Origin of the sequence: Paenibacillus sp. FSL R5-0744 (assembly GCF_037972555.1) — a bacterium.
In the GTDB taxonomy this organism is placed as follows: domain Bacteria; phylum Bacillota; class Bacilli; order Paenibacillales; family Paenibacillaceae; genus Paenibacillus_AQ.
Genome location: NZ_CP150228.1, coordinates 6,412,627 through 6,431,209 on the forward strand (window position 1 = coordinate 6,412,627; position 18,583 = coordinate 6,431,209).

The following is an 18,583-nucleotide window of genomic DNA, read 5'->3' on the forward strand; positions in this document are numbered from 1 at the left end:
ACCCGATATCAGAGATTCACTTCCCATAATAAAAAACCGCCAGTTCCCATCCTTAAAAGATGAGTTTCTGACGGTTATCTTTTGATTTAGTGATTAAACCTGTTTGGCGGCTGCATAAGGAGTAGGCTTAGGCAAATCTTCCTCTACATCTCGACCATGCAGACGCACGCTCATTACCAGCCCAATGCTGGCCATGTTAATAAGCAGGGAGGTACCTCCGAAGCTGATGAATGGCAATGTGATACCTGTCAAAGGCATCAGACCAATAAACGCACCAATATTCTCAAAAATCTGATACAGCATCATCGCGACAATGCCGACGATCAGAAATGGACCTGCTCGATCTCTGGCTTCCAGCGCAATAAGAATCATTCGGTGAATCAGGATAAAATACAGTAGCAGCACAAATGCAGAACCGACAAAGCCAAATTCCTCGGCAATCTGCACAAAGATAGAGTCTGAATACGTATAAGGCACCCGATCCGTCTGAACAGAGCTACCGTTCATATAGCCTTCTCCACTCATCCCACCTGAGGCAATCGCGAGCTTGGCGTTTTTGGTATGATAAAGAGCTTTCGCTGTCGCTTTATCCGGAACAAGCCATGGGTCGAAACGTTCAATCCAGTGCGAACGGCCAATATCGTTAAGAAACGTTTTAATTTCGTCATGATAATGGATATAACTCATAATTCCGGCAATCGCAGAGCTTGCTACAATCACCAGCGCGATTAATGCGTGAGTGTACTTAATATTTCCAATCCACAACAGACCTGCAAGAATCACGATGTAAGACAAGGCATTCCCAAGGTCATTCTGTGTAAGGACAATAAGAAACGGAAATAAGGTTAATAGGCCGAGCGGCACAACATCCCGCCAAAACAAGAGTTTACTCTTATTCTTACGAACAAGCATCGCTGCCAGAAATAGAATTAATATTAGCTTGAATAGCTCGGCAGGCTGAAGGCTCAGTCCTCCAGGGAGGGACAACCAGCCTTGGGCATTATTCTTGGTCTCGCCCAAAAAGCTGACGAGGACCAGGATACCTATCCCAAACAAATAAATATATAACGCGTATTTCACTAAAATTCTGTAATCTAAAAAGGTCATTCCAATAAAAGCAATAAAGCCAATTGCATAATACATCATCATACGGATATGATGTCCGTCCAGCTTTTCTCTTCCATGAGTCACACTATATATGGCGAAGATGCTGACAGTCATGAGCAATAACAGAACGACTACGATAGCACCATCAATTTTTTTAATCTTCTGAAGCACGTTCTGCCTCCCTACTCTAAATCTGGGCTTTCTTTTATGGTTCACCAAGAAGTCCGGTTAAATTCTATTGTAAAGGAAGTCGGGTTGAAAATACAATTTCACTCCCCGATCAACAGGAGTCCCCTGCACAGCATGCAGTATTATCGTGCTACACCTAGCACATGACGTGGAATTCCAGCTAGATCATTAATGGTGATGATCTCTTTCCAATGACCCGCCGCTTCAAGTAGCGAGGCTACCTGCTCGGCTTGTCCGAAGCCGAGTTCAAAGCCGATCAGGCGCGGCGGTGCCGGGAGCAGCGCCAGCTGCTCCATCATGCGGCGGTACGGGTCCAGCCCGTCCGCTCCGCCATCCAGCGCAGTGCGCGGCTCATGGTCGCGCACCTCACGCTGCAGCCCGGCGATATCCTCGCCGGGAATGTACGGCGGGTTGGAGACGAGAATATCCGTCTCCATCCCCGCGAACGGCTCGAGCAGATCGCCGAGCCGAAAGTCCACGGCTGTGCCGGAGCGCATCGCATTGCGCTTCGCCACAGCTAGGGCCGCCGGCGAAATATCTCCGGCGCAGACCCGCCACGCCGGCGCTTCCGCCGCCAGCGTGACGGAAATCGCTCCGCTGCCGGCGCCGATATCGACGGCGGTCAGCGGCCGTACGGCGCGTCCACCTTCCGCGCCGCCCGCACGATCTTGCGCTGCTGCTAACGAAGCAGCGCCTTCTTCCTGCGCCGCTTCACTCGGCGCAACCGTGCCGTCCGGCCAAAGCTCCGCGCCGTACCGCAAAATCGCCTCGACGAGCAGCTCCGTCTCCGGCCGTGGAATAAGCACATCTGGCGTCACTTCAAAAGGACGCCCGTAGAACTCTTGCTCGCCGATGATATATTGCACCGGCTCACCCTTACTACGGCGAGTAACTCCCGCCTCCCACGCTTCCTTGATCGCAGCTGGAAAAGGATCCGCCAGCGCCATATAATACGCCGCTCCGGATAAGCCAAGCGCATGCTCAAGCAGTAACTGCGCACTGCGCTGCGGTTCATTACAACCGCTCTGGCTCAAAAAAGAAGAAGCCTCCGCAAAGGCTTCCCGGATGCTTTTCACTTCCGACATGACAAATACGCCATCGTTCAAAGCATTATTATCCATTGTCCATACTATCCATCAAATCAGCTTGTTCAGCAATTGAAAGAGCCGAAATAATTTCAGTGATTTCTCCGTTCATAACCTGCTCCAGACGGTGCAGTGTCAAGCCAATGCGATGATCTGTAACCCGGCTCTGCGGGAAGTTATACGTCCGGATACGCTCACTACGATCACCCGTACCTACTTTGCTCTTCCGTTCACCAGCATACTTTGCTTCTTCTTCCTGCCGCTTCATATCGGAGATACGGGCACGAAGCACTTGAAGCGCCTTTTCCTTATTGGAGTTCTGTGACTTACCGTCCTGACAGGTAGCAACGATGCCCGTAGGTACATGGGTTACACGTACTGCAGACTTGGTCGTATTTACAGACTGTCCGCCTGCACCACTTGAACAGAAGGTATCCACACGAATATCTTTATCATGGATTTCAATCTCAAATGCTTCAGCTTCCGGCATCACCGATACTGTAGAAGTAGAGGTATGAATACGTCCACCGGATTCAGTCGCTGGGATACGTTGTACGCGATGCGCACCACTTTCGTATTTCAACTTACTGTATGCACCGCGGCCGTTAATAAGGAAGATTACCTCTTTAAATCCACCAAGATCGCTCGCGTTGACATCCATTAGCTCCACGCGCCAGCCTTGTGAATCTGCAAACCGGGTGTACATCCGATAAAGGTCGGAAGCAAACAATGCAGCTTCATCTCCACCCGCTGCACCACGAATTTCGACGATTACGTTCTTATCATCATTCGGGTCTTTAGGCAGTAGCAATACACGGATTTGCTCTTCCAGCTCTACCTGACGTTTGGAAAGGTCGTCAATTTCCATCTTGACCATTTCCTTCATCTCATCATCAAGCTTTTCGCCTTGCATCTGCTTAGCAGCTTCAAGCTCTTCCATTACACTCTTATATTCAGTATACGCCTCAAATGCAGGCTGTAGGTCTGATTGTTCTTTGGAATAATCCCTCAGTTTCTTACTGTCGTTTGCAACATCCGGATCACAAAGCAGTTCACTGAGCTTCTCATAGCGGTCCGCCAGGGATTGCAATCGGTCCAACAAGGGAATTCACCTCTCCTAGTTCAATTTCAAATTCGCAAATAAAGCGATTAAAACATATGTCATAAAATTAGATATACGACTTTATATTATACCAAAGATATTGTGAAATGGCTACAGTTCTGTACGCGTAAATCCCTTAATAAATGTCTTATATTTTAAAAAAGGATCATCCCAGCAGTAGATACCCTCTACCGACTGAGATGACCCTCTTATCATTAGTATGCTTCAGTCCTCTTAAACGTTGAAACGGAAATGCATAACGTCGCCGTCCTGCACCAAATACTCTTTACCTTCTAGACGCAGTTGACCACGTTCTTTGGCACCATTCATTGAGCCTGCTGCCAAAAGATCTGCGTAAGCCACTACCTCAGCACGGATAAATCCACGTTCAAAATCTGTGTGAATTACACCAGCAGCGCCGGGTGCTTTAGTTCCTTTACGAATGGTCCACGCACGAACTTCCTGAACGCCTGCCGTGAAATACGTATACAAGCCTAGAAGCTTGTAAGCCGCTTTGATCAAACGGTTCAGGCCAGATTCTTCTAGCCCAAGTTCTTCTAGGAACATCGCTTTATCTTCGCCCTCAAGCTCGGCAATTTCAGCTTCTACTTTAGCACTGATCGGAACAACTTCAGCACCTTCAGTTGCTGCAAATTCACGCACTTGCTGCACATAAGGATTATTCTCAGCACTTGCTACTTCTTCTTCACTTACATTCGCTGCATACAGCACTGGCTTCAATGTTAACAAATGAAGATCACGGATAATAAGCTTCTCGTCATCGGACAATTCTATACTACGTGCAGGTTTATCTTCGTAGAGCACTTCTTTGACGCGTTCAAGCAGTTCAACTTCTTGAGCGTATTTCTTGTCGCCGCCTTTGATGTTCTTACGGGAACGTTCAATCCGCTTCTCAATGCTCTCAATGTCAGCAAGAATCAGTTCCAAATTAATGGTCTGAATATCGCTGATCGGATTTACTTTTCCATCCACGTGGGTAACGTTCTCATCTTCAAAACAACGAACGACATGAACGATAGCGTCTACTTCGCGAATATGAGCTAGGAACTTGTTGCCTAGTCCCTCACCTTTACTCGCACCGCGCACAAGACCAGCGATATCAACAAATTCAAAAGCAGTAGGTACAGTCTTGTTAGGTTGTACCAGCTCAGTCAGTTTATCAAGACGTTCGTCCGGAACTTCAACGACACCAACGTTAGGGTCAATCGTGCAAAAAGGGTAGTTTGCGGATTCTGCTCCCGCTTGCGTTATTGCATTAAACAATGTGGATTTTCCTACGTTAGGAAGACCGACGATTCCCGCTTTCAAAGCCATTTATATGACAACTCCTATTTTCAGCTAAATTGATCATCCGAATAAGTAATACGATCTAAACCATTATATATTAGAACATATTCTCCAGCAACACCGGATGTCTTACAGTTGTGTCAATCCAGCCTTATCCAAGCGAACCCATTTCAATAGGATTTGGCAAGTTCCAATACTTTTTGCACCGCCGGCTGATCCAATAGGGGCTTAGAAGTATCTGGATCAGCCTCCACATCAGGGACTGTCTTCACTTCCTCGTTGCAGCTTCCATCAGAGTTAAGTCCCATCTCAAAGGAAAATCTGAATACATAACCGCTATTAGGCAATGCAACGACAAGTGGATCCATCCCTAGTCCATCCCCACCTGTTCTGCCACCAACAACCGTCGCAAACCCGGTTCCTTTTGCAAAGGCTGCAAGACCTTCCGCTGATGAATACACAGAGCTATCAACCAGCAAATAGATCTTTCCTTTAAAACCAACGGATTCTTGAGGGATTACTACATCTGTATTTTTACTATATGTCTTGAACATTTTTAATGCTTCGGATGGTAAATTAGGCAACTGTTCGTCTTTGATGCTGGTAATAGGCTGCTGCCCCCTTGTGATCTGACGTGCCTGCATAAAGGTCTCAGCATAGTTGCCTCTTGTATAAAGTAAGTATGTATTGTATTCGATAGGTTTATTAATTAGCAGAGGAGCAATATGTGCTCTCCAGTAATCGCTGTTTCCTCCGCCATTTCCGCGGATATCTAGAATTAGTGTCTTATAATCTTTAACTTCTATTAAAAAATCACGAATCTCCGAACTATCCATCTCCATGAGACTTCCGGCAAAGCTTCGCATGCCTAGATACGCTATTTGCTCTGGCTCTATAATAACCTTTTTCACATTCCCGGAAGTCTTTCCTGTCTGACTCCCTGCCTCACCACTATTCATATCGTTAACGATGCCATCAGAGCTTTGCTGCTCCGCTAAAGGTTTCTGGTTGTAACGAGCCAACACATTTGGCTGTTGAAACACGTTGATCCAAGGCTCATAACCAAAACCTGCCTGAACATAGGCGTTTAGAAACCATGGATATTCTTCCTTAGATAAAAAATTCGTATGCCCATTATTTAACCTGCTAAGTACGAATTTCATTCGTCTAAAAAACTCATCATCTGTCTTCACTGCTGCAATTTCATTACGGTACGCCTCTTTGTTCGCAAGCCAATCCTCTCCATTTAGACGCTTATTTACCTCTAGGAAAGGGTAGTTCTCCTTAATAATCTTCCACATATAATCAAAATCCTCTAATCTTTGTTCCACTGTCAATGGAGACAACGCCGCTTCTAGCTGTTTTCCCGCTACCTTTGAAGAGGCTACCGGCGCAACCGGACTTGCCTGAACTTGCCCCGACTCAGATTGCTTTTTCCCTGGCGAATCCCCACGGTTGCAACTAACCAGTAACAGTATTGTAGCTACAGATAAAGCCGCTGGTAATACAAACCTTGGTCTCACCTTAATCCCCCTTCCAATATTCCATATAGCTGAATCCATTTTCAGGAATTTATTTAATAATCATATTTTTCTATTCCTCCTAATTCAAATATATTTATCACAATTATTTACATTGGTTTTCTTAGAACAACACAAAAAAGACCTCCTTCGAGGTCTCCACGTTAAGTATTACAAATCTTTAGACATCGTAATGTCAGTTACGGTATATCCCATTTTTTTATACAGCTCAAATGCACGATTGTTCTGACCGAAGACATGTAACCCGATTTTGGTGACGTTCATCTCACGGGCTTCTTCATCAAGTGCGATCATAGCCTGCTTGCCATAACCTTTGCTCTGATACGGTTCAAAAATGTAAAAATCATAAATGAAAGCCTCTCGGCCGCTGCGACCTTCACTTACATTAAACCAGATATATCCCACCTGGCTATCACTACTTAGCTCTACTATAGAGTATAGATAAGCGCCATCTGTGTTTAATCCTTTGGGCAGTGACTGTGTTATAGCTTCCTCAGACAGCTTCATCGCGATTTCAGGGTCCCAAGCGCCGGCTTTAATCTTATCTTCAGCGTAATCACGAGTAGCTTGACCTAAGAAAAATTGAAAAGCAGACTCATCCATATGAACCAATTTAATCATCATCTTTTTCACTTCCTCACTTCTATATTTACCATATACTTTTATTTACGTATTAAACGGGAAGTCCCACGTAAAGTTGCTAAATCGGGAGCTCCGATGCCGAACATTGCTATCTTCAGCTCCAGCTCTACCTGAGCCAGTGCAGCATCTAGCGCCTCTTCAGAATCTACTGCCGGTCCTAAAAGATTGCGTCCAAAGCCTGCTAAATCAGCACCGAGGGCCAATGCCTTCGCCGCATCCACACCATGCTTCAAGCCGCCGCTGCCAATCAATGCCCCCTTCGGGGAGACAGCACGTACCTCTGCAATGCAATCTGCGGTTGGAGTGCCCCAGTCTGCGAAAGCTTCAGCCGCTGCGCGCCGTATAGGGTCTCTACTCCGAAACTTCTCGACCTGACTCCAGGATGTTCCGCCTGCACCCGCTACATCAACAAAAGCTACCCCTGCATTATAAAGATGTTCTGCTGTATCACCGTCAATGCCCCAGCCGACTTCTTTTACACCTACAGGAACCTCAAGTGCACGGCATACTTTTGCTATCTGCGATAGTAAAGAAGCAAAGCCAGTATTCCCTTCCGGTTGAAAGACCTCTTGAAGACCATTGAGATGCAGTACAAGAAAATCGGCACCAGCAATATCCACAGCGCGGCGACACTCCTCAATCCCGAAACCATAGGACAGCTGTACGGCGCCAATATTAGCGATAACCGGTATATCAGGTGCTTTGTCCCGTACATAAAAGGTTTCGGTTAGCTCAGAGCGCTCCACCGCCGCTCGCACAGAACCAACCCCCAGCGCCCATCCACGACGCTGCGCTGCCTCTGCTAGTCGGGCATTGATGGCTCCTGTAGCAGCACTGCCGCCTGTCATCGAGCTGATCAGCAGTGGTGTACGAAGTTCACGTTCCAGGAACGTAGTCTGCAATGATATATCATCGAAATTCAGCTCTGGAAGAGCATTATGCCGAAATCGGTAATGTTCAAACCCCGTAGTCACACCAACGCCACCAACTTCTTCATTTAGACAAAGGCGTACATGCTCTATTTTGCGTTCACCTGTCCTTGATGCAGGCAATAAAGACTTCTTATCTGAAACCTCTACAGTCGGTAGGTCATTGCCATGATCCGCGCCAGACTGCCTATTCGCATCATATGGTCCGGCCTCTTCTGGCGTATGATTCATGCTCCGTTCCTCCTATTCCTAAACTGCACTTATTATAACATATCCCTTCAGATGAATTTACAATATGAAGTGAGTGAAATACGAGGGATGCTTCATTTCTACCCACTAGGTGTTAATAGGTTGGTACACGCCGGAGCATAATAATTATAAAGGAAGTGCTCTGCAATACTTTCAGGAGGAACTTCCGATGAGATCAGATCGTGAACAACCCGTTCAGCCCCAAGTGATACCAGATAGAACCCATGCTTTTGCTCCAAAGAAACGCACCTCTTCACGACGCCGCAAACGAGTGATATGGGCTTGCGTCATTCTAATTCTCTGGTTAATCGGCGTCATGATATACCAGACACATAAACCTCTACCCGTTGGGATTTCCTATGAAAGTCCCATATACAAAGTGAACAATGTATCCTTCTGGCATGACCTAACCTATCCAGACGGTACGGACACAGGTAAGCAGGAGAGTGAAATTCTTCCGAGAATGCTACATATCATCGAGGAGTCAAGGGAGTTCTTAGTCATCGACCTGTTCCTGTTCAATGATTATACCCATAAAGATCAGTCATTCCCTCCAGTCAGTCGAATGCTGACAGATAAATTAATCTCACAAAAGCAAACCTATCCCGAAATGGAGATTGTCTTCATCACCGATGAGGTCAATACCAATTACAACTCAGCGCCCAATCATCTTCTGGAAGAAATGAAGGCCGTGGGGATCCGAGTCATCATGACCGATGTTAATTCGCTGCGGGATTCTACACCTGCCTATTCAGCCGTCTGGCGCACCTTCATTCAATGGTTCGGACAATCCGGTAAGGGCCTTATCCCCAATCTTATGGCCAGTGGTGGACCGGATATTACCGCTCGATCTTATCTGAAGCTGCTGAATGTGAAGGCGAACCATCGCAAAGTAATTGTCAGTGAGAACACTGCACTAATTTCCTCTGGAAATGTTCACGATGCCAGCGCCTACCACTCCAATATTGCTTTGGAGGTACAAGGTCCAATTATTGCCGATATTCTCCAGACCGAGCAGGCGGCAGCCAATCTTTCAGATGCAGGTCCATTGCTACTTCATAAGCCCAATCTTACCCAAGAAAAGAACCTACCATCAGCGGAATCTCTAGAAGTTCGCTATTTAACAGAAGGAAAGGTATACAAATATGCGCTGCAAGGCATTAGGTCCGCCCGGAAGGGGGATACCGTATGGATGGGGATGTTTTATCTTGCTGATGATGCCATTCTGGATGCGTTGGTAGAGGCTACATCACGCGGGGCTAAGGTAAACCTAATCCTGGATCCAAATCAGAACGCCTTCGGGCGCGATAAAATCGGGATCCCCAACCGTCCAGTTGCCATGGATCTGAATAAACGCACGAATGGCGAAATCTCTATTCGTTGGTACAATACAACCAAAGAGCAATATCATCCAAAGCTGCTCTTTATCGCCAAACAAACCGGCAGCTCCATCGTTCTTGGCGGTTCCACCAATTTCACCACACGCAATCTAGATGACTACAATCTGGAGAATGATCTGTGGATTTCTATGAAGCGAGATCAGCCTCTGTTCAAAGATATGGAAGCCTACTTTTATCGGTTATGGAATAACGAGGGTCATACGTTCACTTTACCTTTTGAGGCCTATCAGAGCGATGTGACCTGGTTCAAGTACATCCTGTTCCGGCTGCAGACTAACCTGGGCTTTACTACTTTTTAAACAAAAACCACCGCAGAGAAGGCAGCACCCTCCGCGGTGGTTTAATCTGTAATGAAGTTATAGCAGTGGAGACATTAATCTGGCGGCAGACTCCAGTATACGTACCACCATGCGTTTATTCATAAAGGTCTCATGCACAATCTGAGTGGTGGACAATAAATCCCGTTCAAAATCAGCAACAATTCGTGTAACGCTCTCTGTCTGAAGAAGCAATGCGTTTACCTCAAAGTTAAGATGGAAGCTCCGCATGTCCATGTTTGCTGTACCAATAGTCGCTATTTCACCATCCACGATTAACAGCTTAGAGTGTATAAAGCCCTTCTCGTATTCATAAATCTTCACTCCAGCCTCCAGCAATGCCGGGAAATAAGAATGCGAAGCCAGAAACGGAATCCATTTATCTGGCTTAGCAGGGAATAACAAGCGAACATCTAAACCAGATATAGCCGCTACACGTATCGCAGTCAGGATATCCTCGTCCGGAATGAAATAAGGGCTGGCAATCCAAACTGATTTCTCAGCTGAGGTGATCATGGAGAAAAATATATTTTTGAGTGCACGGCGTTCATTGTCCGGCCCACTCGCTATGATCTGTACTGCTCCGTCCCCTGTCATAAAGTGTAGCTGTGGTGTTAGATAATCCTGCTCCAGTATTTTTTCACCTGTAGTATGCATCCAATCTTGCAAGAAGATGATTTGCATCGTCCGTACCGCTTCACCTCTAACTAACATATGGGTGTCACGCCAGAATCCATAAGTTTTGCTGCGGCTTAAATATTCATCCCCCACATTCAGTCCACCCATGAACCCGACATCACCGTCGATGACGACGATTTTTCGGTGATTCCGGTAATTAACCCGGCTAGAGAAAAAGGAGGTGGAATTACCGTACGATGCCACTTGTACTCCAGCATCAACCAACTCTTTCAAAAAAGCTTTAGAAAGCTGAAAACTCCCCACAGCATCATACATAAATCGGACAGATACACCCGCACGCGCCTTTGCGATCAAAATCTGTTGAATACGCGTTCCAATGTGATCTGCACGGAAGATGTAATACTCCATATGTATGTGGTGCTTCGCTTGTCGCAGCTCTAGCAGTAATGTTCCAAACGTCTCTTCACCATTGGTAAGGATGCGCGTCTCTGAAGCAAAGGAAATAGGAGTACGCGCTAGAGTCTTGGATAATAATAGTAGTTTTTGACGCGAGGGGTCAAAGACCGACCAATCTTGATGCGTACGCAAAGCGTCATTCTCAATCCGCTCATAGGCCATAAGATCTCTTTGTGCTTTTTTATCATATTTACGACGTTTAAATACATTCTGTCCAAATAGAAAATAAAAGACCAAACCGAGCACCGGGATCAACGCAAGCAAAAGAATCCATGACATCGTAGTAGAAGGATTACGATTCTCCATAAAAATAGCTAAGCTAATTGAAACGACTGTCAGTGTGGAGAAAATACTAATAATTGTTCCAGCAGTACTCCCAAAAATACCAAAACCAAAATAATAAAATGCTATGAAAGCCCCAATAATAATTATAGATTGAAGTCCTCTTCTCATATTGTACCTACCTTCTTATTCATAAAAGCAACACCAAAAAGACACATTTTATATATTACATGAAGAACCTATATCTTCCTAGACAATTACTGTGTAAAAATCTATTTACAACAAAACTGTAACCCTTCTGTTCTGAAATTTGTAATGACAAGATGGATCGAATATAATTATTTTGACCGATTAGTCAATTATAGAACTGGGTAGTCAGAAAGGAGGTTATCCCCCCAATGAGCGATAAAACTGTGGACAAGCAGGAACAGATTATTAAGATCGCCATGCAATTATTCGCTGTGAAAGGCTCCTCTTCCACGTCCATGCAAGAGATCGCCGAATTATGCGGAATTTCGAAGGGAAGCTTGTATCTAGTATTCAAATCCAAAGAAGAACTGGAACGCAGTATTTTTCTCTATTGTTACCGAATGATTCGTGATCCCTTATTACGTGAAGAACAAGAAACCCAAAGAACACCGCGTGAGAAGCTTAGGAATCAAATAGAAATTCTACTGAGTCATGTGTACGAATTACGTGAGTTCTTACAGCGTCAAATTCAGGAAGTTGCCGGAAAAGGATTTGATACTGAAGTACCGGAATGGCTGCGTAGAAACAACGCTTCCTTCTTGCGCTGGTTTCAGGTGAAGATGGAGACCCTTTATGGAAAAGACATCATTCCCTATACCGGAGATTTATGTATTGTAGGTCATGGACTAATCAAGTCATATATTGCGGTTATTTTTCGTCAGGATACCCACTTGTCCCTTGCCGTTATGGCTGATCATCTAATGAATCTACTAGATATTATTGTAGCTGGTCTTCTTAAAAGTAAGCAGGCTCCTCTCATCAACTCTACCATTCTTGCAAGCTGGATGGAGGAGAATGAGGAGAGTAAGCGCAAGAATCCACTGCAGATCATTAAGGACATGAAGACTGTGGTTAGTAAATTAGATAGTATAGAACCGGAAGAGTCAGCCGATTTGCTGGAATCACTCAACATTCTAGAAGGCGAAGTTCTCTTACCACACCCACGCAAAGCAATCATACAGGGGATGTTGTCCAACCTCCAATCCTGCTCAGAGCTCACTACACCATTGGAAGAATTGAGAAAGCTGGTTACTTCTTTTTCAAATCATTCATGCTTATTTCGTTAATTGCTCTATAAAGAGTTCGTGAGAGAGAAGAACATGGATAGCGAGTATTATAAATTTTCAAAATGGCGCCCTATTTCGTAAAGAAAAGGCCCGAGAGGAGCAGAAACAACACTTATGAAAAGCTTAATTAATTTCTCGCTCAGGAACAAATTTGCCATTTGGCTTCTGACGATAATTATTGTATTTGCCGGTTTGTATAGCGGACTGACAATGAAGCAAGAAACCTTACCTAATATTAGTATACCCTATCTTAGCGTAACAACTATTTATCCGGGGGCTGCACCAGAAGGCGTCGTTAATGATGTCAGTAAACCGTTGGAGCAAAAGCTGCGCAATGTGGATGGTGTAAAGACAATCACCTCCACTTCTCTGGAGAATGCCTCCAGTATCCAAATCGAGTTTGATTATGGAACAAATCTGGATAATGCTACAGCAGCTGTTCGCGAAGCGCTGAATGAGGTCTCATTGCCAGACAATGTGCAAAAGCCTTCCATTTCCCGTTTTAGCCTTAGCTCAATGCCTGTCGTCTCCCTTAGTTTATCGAATGGAGATTCAGAAGATCTCGAGGAACTAACCCGTATTGCCGAGAACGATATTCGCCCTGCCCTTGAAGATGTTGAGGGTGTTGCTTCTATTCAAATCTCTGGACAATACGTCAAAGAAGTTTCGCTTAAGTTCAATCAAGAGAAGCTCAAGCAATACGGACTGACCGAAGATACGGTTAAAGGGATGATTCAAGGCTCTTCCCTCCGTGTTCCACTAGGACTGTTCGAGATGGACAAAGCTCAAAAGGCAGTTGTCGTGGATGGCAACATCACCACCGTTGAAGATCTTAAAAATGTGGCCATTCCAGTGATGCCAACTGGTGCAGCGAGCGCTGCTGGCGCTGGGGCTCCTGGAGCTGGCGCTGCCGATGCAGGTGCTGGAAGTGCTGCTGGTGCAGGCGCTGCTGGCGGAGCTGCAAATATGGGATTGCCAACCGTGAAGCTGGGAGAGCTTGCTACAATTGAGGTTGTTGGTAATTCTGAATCGATCTCCCGTACGAATGGTCAAAAATCGATCGGTATCCAGATTGTCAAAGCCAACGATGCCAACACTGTTGATGTCGTAAATGGTGTTAAGGACAAAACTGAAGAATTAAAAGCACAATATAAAGGCATTGACCTTACAGTTCTGCTTGACCAAGGTAAGCCGATTGAGGACTCCGTAAATACAATGTTGTCAAAAGCTGTATTTGGCGCCCTTTTCGCAGTAATTATCATTTTGGTCTTCCTGCGGAATATTCGTTCGACAATCATTTCTATCATCTCTATTCCTTTATCATTGCTGATCGCAGTGTTATGTCTGCGTCAAATGGACATTACGCTTAATATGATGACCCTTGGTGCGATGACCGTTGCCATCGGACGGGTAGTCGATGACTCGATTGTAGTCATAGAGAACATATACCGGCGACTCTCGTTATCTGGCGAGAAGCTAAAAGGCCGGGAATTAATCAGTGCAGCCACTCGTGAAATGTTCGTACCAATCATGTCCTCTACGATTGTAACCATCGCGGTATTCTTACCGCTTGCTCTAGTAAGTGGTATGGTTGGAGAGCTGTTCTTGCCTTTCGCTTTAACTATGGTCTTCGCCCTGCTCGCTTCGTTGGTAGTTGCGATTACCCTGGTTCCTGCAATGGCACACTCCCTGTTCCGCAACGGATTGAAAGGTAAGAAGACGCATAGTGAGAAACCAGACAGAATGTCTGCCGGTTACCAAAAGATTCTGAACTGGTGTCTTTCCCATAAACTCGTTACTTTCGGAGTAGCGGTTCTGCTCCTGGCGGGCAGCTTGTTCCTGATCAAGCCTATCGGCGTTAGCTTTATGCCTTCCCAAGAGGATAAAACGGTTATGCTAACCTACTCACCGAAGGCTGGACAAAGAACTGAAGAAGTTCAAGAACAAGGCCTGAAAGCTGAGAAATATATTTTAGCGCAGCAGCATGTAGATAAAATGCAATATTCCATTGGTGGCGGAGGCCCGATGGGTATGGGCGGATCCAGCAACTCAGGACTCTTTTTCATCGTTTATGATAGTAATACTCCTGATTTCGAAAATGTAAAAGAGAAGTTGATCGAAGGCTTAACCGCAGAAGTCCCAGATGGTGTGTGGGGCGATATGTCCGCGATGATGAGCGGAGGTATGGGTGGAAGCACGTTAACCGTGAATGTATTCGGAGACGAACTAGATCAAATTAAGCCGGTAGCGGATGAGATCGCCAAGATCGTACAGGCTGACACCACTAATTTCAAGGATGGCGAAACAAGTCTCAAAGAAGCTTACGATCAATATACGATTGTAGCGGATCAAGAAAAGCTTAGCTCCCTTGGACTTACAGCGGGACAAATTGCGATGAAGCTTGCTCCTGCAGGTACACGTCCAGTACTCACAGAAGTAGAAATGGACGGCAAGAACTACAAAGTCTATATCGAAACTGATAAAGAAACGTATAAGAGCATTAAAGAAATGGAAGAGGCTACATTGACTTCACCACTAGGCATTTCCGTGCCAATCGGGCAAGTCGCTAAAATTGAAAACGGCTCTTCCCCTGACTCGATTACTCGGATGGACGGTAAGATGAAGGTGGATGTCACTGCCGAGATTATTTCAAGTGACGTCAATAGTGCTTCAAACCTCGTGAAGGAAAAAATAGATGCTATGGAATTACCAGATGGCGTGACGGTTAGCTTCGGTGGTGTAACCGAGCAGATCAATGACACATTTGGTCAATTAGGTATTGCTATGGCGGCTGCTATTGCCATCGTATACTTCGTGCTTGTGGTTACGTTTGGCGGTGGATTAGCTCCATTTGCTATCCTGTTCTCACTTCCTTTCACCATTATCGGGGTACTCGTAGCCCTTCTGATCGCTGGGGAAACCTTAAACGTCTCCTCCCTCATGGGTGCGCTGATGTTGATTGGTATCGTAGTCACGAATGCCATTGTCCTCATCGACCGCGTTATTCATAAGGAAAAAGAAGGAATGACCACACGTCAAGCCTTGCTTGAAGCAGGCGGCACACGTTTACGTCCAATCCTGATGACTGCACTTGCAACGATTGGTGCATTGCTGCCACTGGTTACAGGACTTGAAAACAGTGCAGGGATCATCTCCAAGGGGCTAGGTGTTACCGTTATCGGCGGCTTGATCAGCTCCACGCTGCTGACACTTGTAGTAGTGCCAGTCGTGTATGAATTCCTGATGAAATTCCGCAGTAAAAAGGTAATTGACTAGAACACTTGATGCTTATCAAGTAAACATGCTAAATGAAGAAGCTGTCTACAAAGTAGTGAATACTACTTATGGGGCAGCTTCTTTTTTATGGAATGGGCAAAGTAACCCATTAGACTTTTGTAGGTGGGTGACGAGTGGTTGGACGGGCGGGGGATTGACGATAGGCGGTTGTGCGGTAGGCGGTGCATGATTTGCGATGGGTAGTTGTGCGGTGGACAGTAGGTCTAAACTAATTAGGGAAAAACTCCCTAAAAATTTCCGATAATCACTCTAAATGTACGAAATTAGGGAATTCCTCCCTAAAAAATAGCTAATTCACCTGATTTAGCGCCAAATCAGGTGAATTATAGGGAGGTTTTCCCTAATTACATGTCTTATGACCAATAATTTCAGAGTTTTAGGGAGAAATCCCCTAATTATTCTTCTAGAGCTTCACTTGGATCGTCATTTGGGACTTCACTCAGATCTTCATTTCATCGCTCCACTTAGAGCTTCAATTAAATCACTATTTACACTTCCACAGCAAGAAAAACCCGACCTAATTTATAGGCCGGGCTCTGCATTATAGTGTTGTTATACCATTGCTGTTGCACTGCTCTCCAGCGAAGCTCTCCAGGAACGCAGCATCTGCAGATCAAGGGGTAGAAACTCAGCGAGCATATGGGAAAGCCCCAAATACAACGTACTATTCGTTGCTGCATTTAACTTCTCACAGAACTGTGGAGTCCATTGCAGTAAATGATCTTCCAAAAAGGCTACCTGAATATCAAGTAGATCCATAGCACTTCTAATTGAGAAGCTATTGTACAACATCCGCTCATGCATTACTGCCATAAATTCCAGCTCAATAGCAATATGATCATCAGCTTCACCATTACATTTGTTAAATACAATTCCTGCGGAAGTATACACATCAGCAAGCACGTTGCAGAAATCTTCAGAACGACCCAGAATAGCAGCTTCACGTAATTTAAAAGAGCTTACTGTCTGTTCGTGCATAAGCCGTTTATATTCTTGGGTCTCTTTCTCACATATATGGGGGAGCTTATTCGGTTCCTGACTCAGATAGCGCTTCAGTTCCCGTCCGCCTTCCGTCATCTCTGCAGCAACACTCATCTTGCGATTGCGGCTCCACTGAGCCACAAGTGAGAGTGATGGTTTTCTACCCAAAAAATCCACTAAAAGCTGATATATTAATCCCCGACTTTCCAACCAATGGCTAAATGCCTCCGGCACGGCGAGCGATGGAACAGTTTGCATAGTCATTTTGCAAATCCTCCTCATTGGGTTTCCCGGTCACACACCGTCACATGATCGACGTGCAATTTCCGGTATCCTTTCTGTTTTCGCAAAAGTGAACGTAAAAGTAATCCGCACCTAGATTATATCGGATATTAAAAACGCTTTCCGTGAGCATTCTATGACTAATCACTTCATTTGTCGTACTTTTGTCACATTTTCGCAAGTCTATTTCGGCTTTGTCATTCTATTTAGTTTGTCCATTATTATGCAATTAAATCACAACCCTCCTTATTCAAATAGGGGGAGTTTAACCCGTTCAATAGTTTGCTCATTGACGTACCCGCGAGCGATCTTTAAAATTCTAAACAAGTATAAACACCTTCGCCTCCTCTTAAGACGGGAAGCATTCAAAACACCAACAAATGAAGGGAGCAACGCTATGGAGCCGCTGACGGACCCTTTTGGACGTTTACATGACTACATCCGCATTTCGGTTACCGACCGCTGCAACCTGCGTTGCATTTATTGTATGCCAGCGGAAGGGATGGAATTCCAGCCGCAGGACGAGATTCTGAGCTATGAGGAAATCACCGCAGTTGTGGAATCGCTAGCACCACTTGGATTACGCAAGGTACGGCTAACAGGTGGAGAACCTCTTGTACGCAAAGACCTGGAGAAGCTAGTAACTATGATATCCGCCATTCCGGGGATCGATGATATTTCACTGACTACGAACGGATTAATGCTTCCAGCTAAAGCAGCACTGCTAAAAGAAGCCGGGTTGTCACGGGTGAATATCAGTCTGGACTCTTTACGGCAAGATCGCTTCTCTATGATTACACGCGGCGGTGAGGTCTCCAAGGTACTAAAGGGGATCGAGGCAGCACAAGCTGCCGGGCTGGAGCCGATCAAGCTTAACGTTGTGTTGATGAAAGGGATTAATGATGACGAGATCAAAGACTTCATCTCCCTTACGTTGAACAGTCCACTAAATGTACGTTTTATTGAATATATGCCTATCGGAAGTGCTACTGATTCTTGGCGCCAATCCTATCTGCCGCTGGAAACCGTTATAGAAGCTTGTACTGCGGCCGGCTGGGAAACCGAGGAAGCTGAGATGCCATCTGGTAATGGCCCTTCCCAGAATCGGCGGGTTATTGGAGCGCAAGGAACGTTCGGATTAATCCATCCCGTAAGCGATCACTTTTGCGATAACTGCAATCGTCTAAGACTAACAGCAGATGGCCATATCAAAGCTTGTCTATATTGGGAAGATGAGTACAATGTCCGTCCCCTAATAAGCGATCCCGCAGCAGTGCAGGCCTTATTCCGCAAAGCTCTGGGTAACAAGCCACATAACCACGAAATGGCATTAGCCTTGGAGAAAAAAGCACAAAGCCACACGCCGACGGCTCGGCGTATGTCTCAAATTGGAGGCTAGTCCGTCTCATTAAAAATGCCGCTTTCCCCAAGCCATCTGGGAAAAGCGGCGTTTCATTTAGA

At 45.5% G+C, this 18,583-nt stretch carries 14 protein-coding genes; 5 read left to right on the forward strand and 9 right to left on the reverse strand.

The annotated features are described in order from the left end of the window. Positions 1-93 precede the first annotated feature (93 nt). The 7 genes from MKY19_RS28470 to fni form a co-directional block, all read right to left on the reverse strand. On the reverse strand, positions 94-1,278 hold the full coding sequence (locus tag MKY19_RS28470; protein WP_076285646.1) for an FtsW/RodA/SpoVE family cell cycle protein: 1,185 nt from the start codon (positions 1,276-1,278) through the stop codon (positions 94-96). A gap of 140 nt (positions 1,279-1,418) precedes the next feature. Further along, positions 1,419-2,417, reverse strand: coding sequence for a peptide chain release factor N(5)-glutamine methyltransferase (gene prmC, locus MKY19_RS28475; RefSeq protein ID WP_339267622.1), 999 nt, complete (start codon positions 2,415-2,417; stop codon positions 1,419-1,421). After that, on the reverse strand, positions 2,410-3,483 hold the full coding sequence (gene prfA, locus MKY19_RS28480; protein WP_042192496.1) for a peptide chain release factor 1: 1,074 nt from the start codon (positions 3,481-3,483) through the stop codon (positions 2,410-2,412). The genes prmC and prfA overlap by 8 nt, the downstream gene beginning before the upstream one ends. A 234-nt stretch (positions 3,484-3,717) precedes the next feature. Continuing rightward, positions 3,718-4,818, reverse strand: coding sequence for a redox-regulated ATPase YchF (gene ychF / locus MKY19_RS28485; protein WP_042192499.1), 1,101 nt, complete (start codon positions 4,816-4,818; stop codon positions 3,718-3,720). Between the two features lie 143 nt (positions 4,819-4,961). Then, complete coding sequence (locus MKY19_RS28490) at positions 4,962-6,314, reverse strand: S41 family peptidase (RefSeq protein WP_339799198.1); 1,353 nt, start codon at positions 6,312-6,314, stop codon at positions 4,962-4,964. A 168-nt stretch (positions 6,315-6,482) separates the two neighbouring features. Then, complete coding sequence (locus MKY19_RS28495; protein WP_256721720.1) at positions 6,483-6,956, reverse strand: GNAT family N-acetyltransferase; 474 nt, start codon at positions 6,954-6,956, stop codon at positions 6,483-6,485. Positions 6,957-6,994: 38 nt separating this feature from the next. Then, positions 6,995-8,134 (reverse strand): type 2 isopentenyl-diphosphate Delta-isomerase, encoded by a 1,140-nt coding sequence (gene fni, locus MKY19_RS28500; RefSeq protein WP_339243799.1) that lies wholly within the window; start codon positions 8,132-8,134, stop codon positions 6,995-6,997. A 187-nt stretch (positions 8,135-8,321) separates the two neighbouring features. Here fni and MKY19_RS28505 point away from each other — a divergent pair, with 187 nt between their 5' ends. Beyond that, positions 8,322-9,851 carry a phospholipase D family protein gene (locus MKY19_RS28505; protein WP_339799202.1) on the forward strand — a complete coding sequence of 510 codons (1,530 nt, stop codon included), beginning with the start codon at positions 8,322-8,324 and terminating at the stop codon, positions 9,849-9,851. Positions 9,852-9,908: 57 nt separating this feature from the next. Here MKY19_RS28505 and cls read toward each other — a convergent pair whose 3' ends face one another. After that, positions 9,909-11,417, reverse strand: coding sequence for a cardiolipin synthase (gene cls, locus MKY19_RS28510; RefSeq protein WP_042192502.1), 1,509 nt, complete (start codon positions 11,415-11,417; stop codon positions 9,909-9,911). Between the two features lie 227 nt (positions 11,418-11,644). Here cls and MKY19_RS28515 point away from each other — a divergent pair, with 227 nt between their 5' ends. The 3 genes from MKY19_RS28515 (at position 11,645) to MKY19_RS28525 (ending at position 16,028) form a co-directional block, all read left to right on the forward strand. Beyond that, positions 11,645-12,562 carry a TetR/AcrR family transcriptional regulator gene (locus MKY19_RS28515; RefSeq protein WP_339267631.1) on the forward strand — a complete coding sequence of 306 codons (918 nt, stop codon included), beginning with the start codon at positions 11,645-11,647 and terminating at the stop codon, positions 12,560-12,562. 114 nt (positions 12,563-12,676) lie between these two features. Then, complete coding sequence (locus tag MKY19_RS28520) at positions 12,677-15,838, forward strand: efflux RND transporter permease subunit (RefSeq protein ID WP_339799205.1); 3,162 nt, start codon at positions 12,677-12,679, stop codon at positions 15,836-15,838. Beyond that, a complete protein-coding gene (locus MKY19_RS28525; protein ID WP_339799207.1) occupies positions 15,831-16,028 on the forward strand; it encodes a hypothetical protein in 198 nt (65 codons plus the stop codon). The genes MKY19_RS28520 and MKY19_RS28525 overlap by 8 nt, the downstream gene beginning before the upstream one ends. 383 nt (positions 16,029-16,411) lie before the next feature. Here MKY19_RS28525 and MKY19_RS28530 read toward each other — a convergent pair whose 3' ends face one another. Continuing rightward, a complete protein-coding gene (locus MKY19_RS28530; protein WP_042192508.1) occupies positions 16,412-17,104 on the reverse strand; it encodes a molecular chaperone TorD family protein in 693 nt (230 codons plus the stop codon). A 415-nt stretch (positions 17,105-17,519) separates the two neighbouring features. Between MKY19_RS28530 and moaA the strand changes: the two genes are divergently transcribed. Next, positions 17,520-18,521, forward strand: a complete 1,002-nt coding sequence (gene moaA / locus MKY19_RS28535) for a GTP 3',8-cyclase MoaA (protein ID WP_076285640.1) — start codon at positions 17,520-17,522, stop codon at positions 18,519-18,521. Positions 18,522-18,583 lie beyond the last annotated feature (62 nt).